The organism is Variovorax sp. 20P10.2.4, from assembly GCF_058244205.1.
Genome location: NZ_JBZAYE010000396.1, coordinates 1 through 7,020, shown reverse-complemented (window position 1 = coordinate 7,020; position 7,020 = coordinate 1). Strand labels below are relative to the sequence as shown.

Annotated in this window: 6 protein-coding genes; all 6 read left to right on the top strand. The window is 70.8% G+C overall.

Annotated elements, in window-relative coordinates; translation table 11 throughout:
* The coding region (locus tag AC27VN_RS28150; RefSeq protein WP_490878662.1) for a DUF1214 domain-containing protein at window positions 1–496 on the top strand (496 nt) is incomplete at its 5' end.
* Window positions 493–1,749: an alkyl sulfatase dimerization domain-containing protein gene (locus AC27VN_RS28145; RefSeq protein WP_490878661.1), complete on the top strand. Its 1,257-nt coding sequence runs from the start codon at window positions 493–495 to the stop codon at window positions 1,747–1,749. The genes AC27VN_RS28150 and AC27VN_RS28145, both read left to right, overlap by 4 nt.
* Before the next feature lie 20 nt (window positions 1,750–1,769).
* Entirely contained in the window at window positions 1,770–2,753 is a 984-nt protein-coding gene (locus AC27VN_RS28140) for a Bug family tripartite tricarboxylate transporter substrate binding protein (RefSeq protein ID WP_261211562.1), read from the top strand.
* Window positions 2,754–2,880: 127 nt separating this feature from the next.
* The gene (locus AC27VN_RS28135; RefSeq protein WP_057590771.1) at window positions 2,881–3,843 is read left to right on the top strand and encodes a helix-turn-helix domain-containing protein; all 963 of its coding nucleotides are present in this window, start codon (window positions 2,881–2,883) and stop codon (window positions 3,841–3,843) included.
* A gap of 72 nt (window positions 3,844–3,915) precedes the next feature.
* On the top strand, window positions 3,916–6,219 hold the full coding sequence (gene tynA, locus AC27VN_RS28130) for a primary-amine oxidase (protein WP_490878660.1): 2,304 nt from the start codon (window positions 3,916–3,918) through the stop codon (window positions 6,217–6,219).
* Window positions 6,220–6,230: 11 nt separating this feature from the next.
* Window positions 6,231–7,020, top strand: a 790-nt coding sequence (locus AC27VN_RS28125) for a serine hydrolase domain-containing protein (protein ID WP_490878659.1), incomplete at its 3' end; no start/stop codon positions are given.

The following is a 7,020-nucleotide window of genomic DNA, read 5'->3' as shown; positions in this document are numbered from 1 at the left end:
CGGCTGGGTATCGATGCCGCCGGTCGAAGCGAGCTTCGGCGACGACCACCGGATGCGCGCGCTGGTCGCGCTCAAGTACATCGGCATGCTCGAGAGCCGCGAGGCCACCTACCCGCTCGCCTGGCACGACGCCGCGGGCCGCGCGCTGCACGGCAGCCACCGCTACACCTTGCGTTTCGGACCTGGCGAGCTGCCGCCGGTCGAGGCCTTCTGGTCGCTCACCCTGTACGACAGCCGCGACTGCATGCTGGTCGACAACCCGATCGACCGCTACGCCATCGGCGACCGCACGCCGGCGCTGCGCCACGACGCCGACGGCGGCCTCACGCTGCGCATCCAGCATGCGGCGCCCGCGGACCAGGCCGCGCGCGCGAACTGGCTGCCCGCGCCCGCGGGCGCCTTCTACCTCTGCCTGCGCGCCTACATGCCGCGCGCGGAAATGCTCGACGGCCGCTATGCGCTGCCGCCGCTTCAACGACTGGGAGACGACGCATGAGCAGCACACAGGAACAGGAGAAGCCCTTCCTCATCGTCGGCAGCGGCACCGAGACGGTGGCGCCGGGCCTGCACATCCTGCGCGGGCAGGGGCAGTCCTTCGTGGCCGAGACCGATGTGGGCCTGGTGGTGATCGACGCCGGCCCGGGCGGCGCGGTGACGCAGGGCATGATCGACGCGGTGCGCGAACTCAGCGACGCGCCGCTGCATGCGCTGTGCTACAGCCACGGCCATGTGGGCTACAACGCCGGCGTGCCGATGTGGCTCGCCCATGCGGCGCAGCGCGGCGATGCGCCGCCGCGCGTGATCGCGCATCGCAACGTGCCGCGGCGCCTCGCGCGCTACCGCGAGACCGAGGCGCTGCAGCACCGCATGGCCGAGATCCAGTTCAACCGGCCCGCGGGCTTCTTCGCGCAGCGGCTGTCGATGCATGCGCCGACCGAGACCTTCGACGAGCGGCTGGCCATCGGCCACGGCGAGCGCGCCATCGAGCTGCGCTGGGCGCCCTCGGAGACCGACGACGCGATCGCGCTGTGGAGCCCCGCGCAGCGCGTGCTCTACGGCGGCGCGGCGCTGATCGATTCGATCCCCAACATCGGGACGCCCTTTCGCACCCTGCGCGACACGGTGCGTTGGGCCGATACGCTCGAGGCGCTGGCCGCGCTCGGCGCGCGCAAGGCGGTGCGCGAGTTCGGCGCCACGCTCGAGGGCGAGGACCAGGTGCGTCACGTGCTCACCCACACGGCGCGCGCCCTGCGCTGGCTGCGCGCCGAGGTGGTGCGGCTGATGAACGAGGGCCTCAACGAGCGCGAGCTGCTGGCGCGCATCCGCTGCCCCGACGAACTGTTCGCGGTCGACTGGATGAAGCCCACCTACGGCGACCCGGCCTACATCGTGCGCGACATCTACCGCTCGGAGAACGGCTGGTGGGACCGCAACCCGACCAGCCTGCATCCCGAGCCGCCCGAGGCCATCGGCCAGGCCGTGGCCGAGGCCATCACCGACAAGGCCGGCCTGATCGCGCGGGCACGCGCGCTGGCGCAGCAGGGGCAATGGCAGCTCGCGCTGCACGTGATCGACCTGCTGGCCACCGCGCGCGGCGACGCGCCCGAGCTGGTCGAGGCACGCGCGCTCAAGGCCGAGTGGCTGCGCCAGCGCGCGCGGCAGGTGCCCAGCTACGTGTCGCGCAACCTCTACCGCGTGAGCGCCGACATGATCGAGCAGGGCACGCAGGCGCGCTTCGGTATCCAATGACTTCCCGAGGACCCGCATCCATGACCGCATCCCTTCTCCGCACCGGCCTGTTCCTTGCCGGCCTCGCCGGCCTGCTGGCCACGGCCGCCGCGCAGGGCGCCGAGGCCTATCCCGACAAGCCCGTCACGCTGGTCGTGCCCACGGCCGCCGCGGGCGGCACCGACACCATCGCGCGGCTGGTCGCCGATGCGCTGGGCAAGTCGCTCAAGCAGCCCTTCGTGGTCGACAACCGGCCCGGCGCCAACGGCATCCTCGGCACCGAGCAGGTGGCGCGCGCGGCGCCCGACGGCTACCGGCTGCTGTTCACCTACGCCGCCGCGATGGTGGTGAATCCCAGCCTCTACCGCAAGCTGCCCTACGACCCGGTGAAGGACTTCGCGCCGGTGGCGCAGATCGGCCGCGGCGGCAACCTGCTGCTGGTGCGCAACGACCTGCCGGTGAAGACGCTGGCCGACTTCGTCGCCTATGCCAAGGCGCGGCCCGACAAGCTCAGCTACTGCTCGTGGGGCAACGGCTCGGGCGGCCACCTGGCGATGGAAAGCCTCAAGAAGCAGGCCGGCCTGGTGATCGAGCACGTGCCGTACAAGGGCAGCGGCCCCTGCGTGCAGGACCTGATGGGCGGCCAGGTCGAGGCGGCCTTCGCCGACATGTCCTCGACGGTGGAGCTGGTGCGCGCCGGCCGGCTCCGGGCGCTGGCCAACAGCGGGCCCTCGCGCATCCCGATGCTGCCCGAGGTGCCGACGATGACCGAGTCCGGCTACCCGTTCACCACCTATGCCTGGTACGGCGTGCTGGCGCCCGCGAAGACGCCGCCGGCCATCGTGAAGAAGCTCAACGAGGCGGTGAACCGCGCGCTGCGCGACCCGGCCGTGGTGCAGCGCCTGCGCGAGCTCAACTTCACCGACCTGCCGCAGAACACGCCCGAGCAGTTCGCCGCGACCCTGCGCCAGGACCTGCGCGACTGGGGCGCGCTGGTCAAGGACATCGGGCTCCAGCCCGAATGAGGCGGCGGCCGGACCGAGGGTAAGCAAGATGGTCAAGCGTCCGCGCTTCTTGCAGACTGCGCGCTGATCGGCACGGTTCCTGCTCGTCGGCTCGACGACGGCCGCCGTGCCAGCGTCCGCGCCGACCATGACCGAGCTTCACTTCTCCCGCCACCTGAACGCCGAGGCCCAGGCACAGGCCTCGAGCCTGGACCACTGGGACCAGCACTACGAACAGCTGTCGAACGGCCGCTTCGAGGGCCTGTCCGAGGACCTGCACCTGGGCTTCGTCCAGGTCTTCCACGAGCATGCGAACCAGACCCTGCTGCAGAACGGCCAGGGCCGCCCGGGCACGGTCTCGTTCGCCGTCACCGAGGTCGCGGGCAGCGGCAGCTGGTACTGCGGCCACGAGATCGAGGGCCGGCGCCTGATCGCGCTGTCGCCGCAGCGCGAATTCGAACTGCTGGCCGGCGCCGGCATGGACCTGATGGCGGTGTGCATCGACACCGCGCCGCTGGCCGAGCTCGCGGCCACGCTGTTCGGCGCCGACTTCGAGCTGCGCCTGCCCGAGCCGGCGCCGGTGCGCCAGCCGGGCTTCGACGAGAGCGAGCTGTCGAAGCTGCTGGGCGCCGCGCTGTCGCTGGCGCGCGGCAACCTCGCGCAGCTCGAGCAGCCGGCGGCGCGCCACATGCTGTCGCTGTCGCTGGCCGACGCGGTGCTGCACTGCATCGGCTGCGACGCCTTCGAAACCCGGCTGCCGCCCGGCACGGTGGCGCGGCGCCACATCGTGGCGCTGGCGCGCGAGTACATGCGGGCCCATGCCGACGAAGCCATCAGCGTGCCCGACCTCTGCGCGGCCACCGGCGTGTCGCGCCGCGCGCTGCAGTACGCCTTCGAGGACGTGGTGCACCTGAGCCCCGTGACCTACCTGCGCGTGATGCGCCTGAACCGGGTGCGGCGCGAGCTGCAGACGCACCGGCGCGACAGCATCGGCGACGTGGCGGCGCGCTGGGGCTTCTGGCACCTGTCGCGCTTCGCGGCCGACTACAGCCGGCTGTTCGGCGAACTGCCTTCCGCCACGCGCGCGCGCTGGCTTGCCGAATCCGGCTAACCGCCGCGCGGGCCGCGCCCTTAACTTCGCTGTCGCTCGTCACAACATGCGAAGAAAAGGGAACAGTCGTCCATGCGCAGCAGCCACCATCGAACGCCGGTCCGCGGCACCACCCGCACCCTTCTTGCCACCGCGCTCGCGCTGGCCCTCGGCCCGCTCGCGGCCGGCGGCGCCCAGGCCCATGGCGGCGCGGCCCACATGGTGCCGCTCAAGAAGACGGTCGAGGATTTCGGCGCCACCGTGCGCTTCGACAGCTTCGCCAACGTCTACACGGTGGCGCGCAACGGCACGCTGGTGCGCATCAAGCCCGGCTCGAAGACCGCGCTGATCAACGGCCAGCCGCTGCAGCTCGACGTGCCGGTGGTGCTGCGCAAGGGCGCGGCCTGGGTGCCGCACGACTTCATCAACCAGGTGTTCCAGTCCAGCCTGGACCGCACCTTCGTGGTCGAGCGCACGCCGAATCCGCTCAATCCGCTGTCGGCCGAGGAGATCCAGGCCGCGCTGGAGACCATCAAGGCCTCGGGCAACTACAGGCCCGGCCTGCGCTTCACCGAGATCAGCCTCAAGCGCCCGCCCAAGGACCAGGTCTGGGCCTTCGCGCTCTCGGGCCAGCCGGTGCGCGCCGCGCGGCAGGCGAGCTTCGTCGCGCTCGACGGCAAGAAGGTGATCGAGGGCAGCATCGACCTCGCGGCACGCAGGCTGCTCGAATGGAAGCCGGTGGAAGGCGCGCACGGCATGGTGCTGCTCGACGACTTCGCCACCGTGCAGAGCGCGATCGAGGCCAGTGCCGACTACGCGAAGGCGCTCGCCACGCGCGGCATCGACGACGTGAAGAAGGTGGTGGCCACGCCGCTGACCGTGGGCTACTTCGACGGCAAGGATTCGCTGCGCCAGGAAGACCGGCTGCTCAAGGTGGTGAGCTACCTCGACGTGGGCGACGGCAACTACTGGGCGCACCCGATCGAGGGTCTGGTGGCGGTGGTCGACCTCGAGCAGAAGAAGGTGCTGAAGATCGAGGACGGCGGCCTGGTGCCGGTGCCGCTCAAGCCCACGCCCTACGACGGCCGCGACCGCGCCGGCACGCCCGCGCCCAAGCCGCTGGAGATCACCGAACCCGAGGGCAAGAACTACACCATCGCCGGCAACATGCTGCACTGGCGCAACTGGGACTTCCACCTGCGGCTCGACTCGCGCGTGGGCCTGGTGCTCTCGACCGTGACCTACAACGACAAGGGCACCAAGCGCAAGGTGATGTACGAAGGCTCGCTGGGCGGGATGATCGTGCCCTACGGCGACCCCGACACCGGCTGGTACTTCAAGGCCTATCTCGACTCGGGCGAATACGGCATGGGCACGCTGACCTCGCCGATCGAGCCCGAGAAGGACGCGCCGCAGAACGCCGTGCTGCTCGACGCCACGCTGGCCGACTACACCGGCGCGCCCGTGAAGGTGCCGCGCGCGATCGCGGTCTTCGAGCGCTATGCCGATCCCGAGTTCAAGCACCAGGAGATGGGCAAGCCCAACGTGAGCACCGAGCGGCGCGAACTGGTGGTGCGCTGGATCAGCACGGTGGGCAACTACGACTACCTGTTCGACTGGGTGTTCGCCGAGAACGGCACCATCGGCATCAACGCGGGCGCCACCGGCATCGAGGCCGTGAAGGGCGTGAAGTCGCGCACCATGCAGGACGCGACCGCCGCCGAGGACACGCGCTACGGCACGCTGCTTGACCACCACATCGTCGGCACCACGCACCAGCACATCTACAACTTCCGGCTCGACCTCGACGTGGACGGCGAGAACAACTCGCTGACCGAGGTCGACCCGGTGGTGCTGCCCAACACCCGAGGCGGCCCGCGCACCAGCACCATGCAGACGGTGCAGCGCACGGTGGCGACCGAGCGGCAGGCGGCGCAGAAGTTCGATCCCTCGACGATCCGGCTGCTGAGCAATCCGGCCAAGAACAACAAGGTCGGCAACCCGGTCTCGTACCAGCTCATTCCCTACGCGGGCGGCACGCACCCGATCGCCAAGGGCGCCAACTTCGCGCAGGACGAGTGGATCAACCACCGCCTGAGCTTCATGGACCGCCAGCTCTGGGTGACGCGCTACGACCCCGAGGAGCAGTTCCCCGAGGGCAAGTACCCGAACCGCTCGAACAAGGACACCGGCCTGGGCCAGTTCACCGCCGACGACCAGGCGATCGTGAACACCGACAACGTGGTCTGGCTCACCACCGGCACCACCCACGTCGCGCGCGCCGAGGAATGGCCGATCATGCCCACCGAGTGGGTGCATGCGCTGCTCAAGCCCTGGAACTTCTTCGACGAGACGCCGACGCTGGGGCTGAACCGGCCGGCGAAGCCGGCCAGGTAAGGAGCTGCTGCATGGCGGACACCGAGGCCATCGGCCGGCTCGAGGACCTGATGACACTGGCGCCCGAGCTGCAGGCGCCCACCTACCGCCACATGGACCGGCTCTATGCGACGCGCACGATCCGGCGCGGCGCGCAGGTCCATCCGCTGCCCGCGGGCCGCGCGATCGACGTGCGCTACCGCGCGGGCGACGCGGAGTTCGGCATCGACGCGTTCATGGCGCGCAACCGTACGGCCGGCCTGCTGGTGCTCAAGAACGGCCAGGTGGTGCTCGAGCGCCATGCGATGGGCAACGACGCGACCACGCGCTGGATGTCGTTCTCGGTCGCGAAGTCGATTGCCTCCACGCTCGTGGGCGCGGCGCTGCACGATGGCCTGATCGCGAGCCTGGACGACGCGGTGGTCGCCTACGTGCCCGCGCTGCGCGGCTCGGCCTACGACGGCGTCACGCTGCGGCAGGTGCTGCAGATGAGCTCGGGCGTGGCCTGGAACGAGGACTACCTCGACCCGGCCTCCGACCGTCGCCGCATGCTGCGCGCGCAGCTCGACCAGGACGCGGGCGCGGTGCTCGCCTTCATGGCGACGCTGCCGCGCGTGGCGCCGGCCGGCACGCGCTTCAACTACAGCACCGGCGAGACCTACCTGGTCGGCAGGATCCTGGCCGGCGCGCTGCGCGAGCCGATCGGCGACTACCTGTCGCGCAAGATCTGGGCGCCCTTCGGCATGGAGGCCGATGCCTACTGGCAGCTCGATGCGCCGGGTGGCCAGGAGTTCGCGGGCAGCGGCGTCAACGCGACCCTGC

Coding starts and splice junctions, on each gene's coding strand:
- tynA (WP_490878660.1), top strand. CDS start 3,916: ATGCGCAGCAGCCACCATCGAACGCCGGTCCGCGGCACCACCCGCACC.
- AC27VN_RS28140 (WP_261211562.1), top strand. CDS start 1,770: ATGACCGCATCCCTTCTCCGCACCGGCCTGTTCCTTGCCGGCCTCGCC.
- AC27VN_RS28135 (WP_057590771.1), top strand. CDS start 2,881: ATGACCGAGCTTCACTTCTCCCGCCACCTGAACGCCGAGGCCCAGGCA.
- AC27VN_RS28145 (WP_490878661.1), top strand. CDS start 493: ATGAGCAGCACACAGGAACAGGAGAAGCCCTTCCTCATCGTCGGCAGC.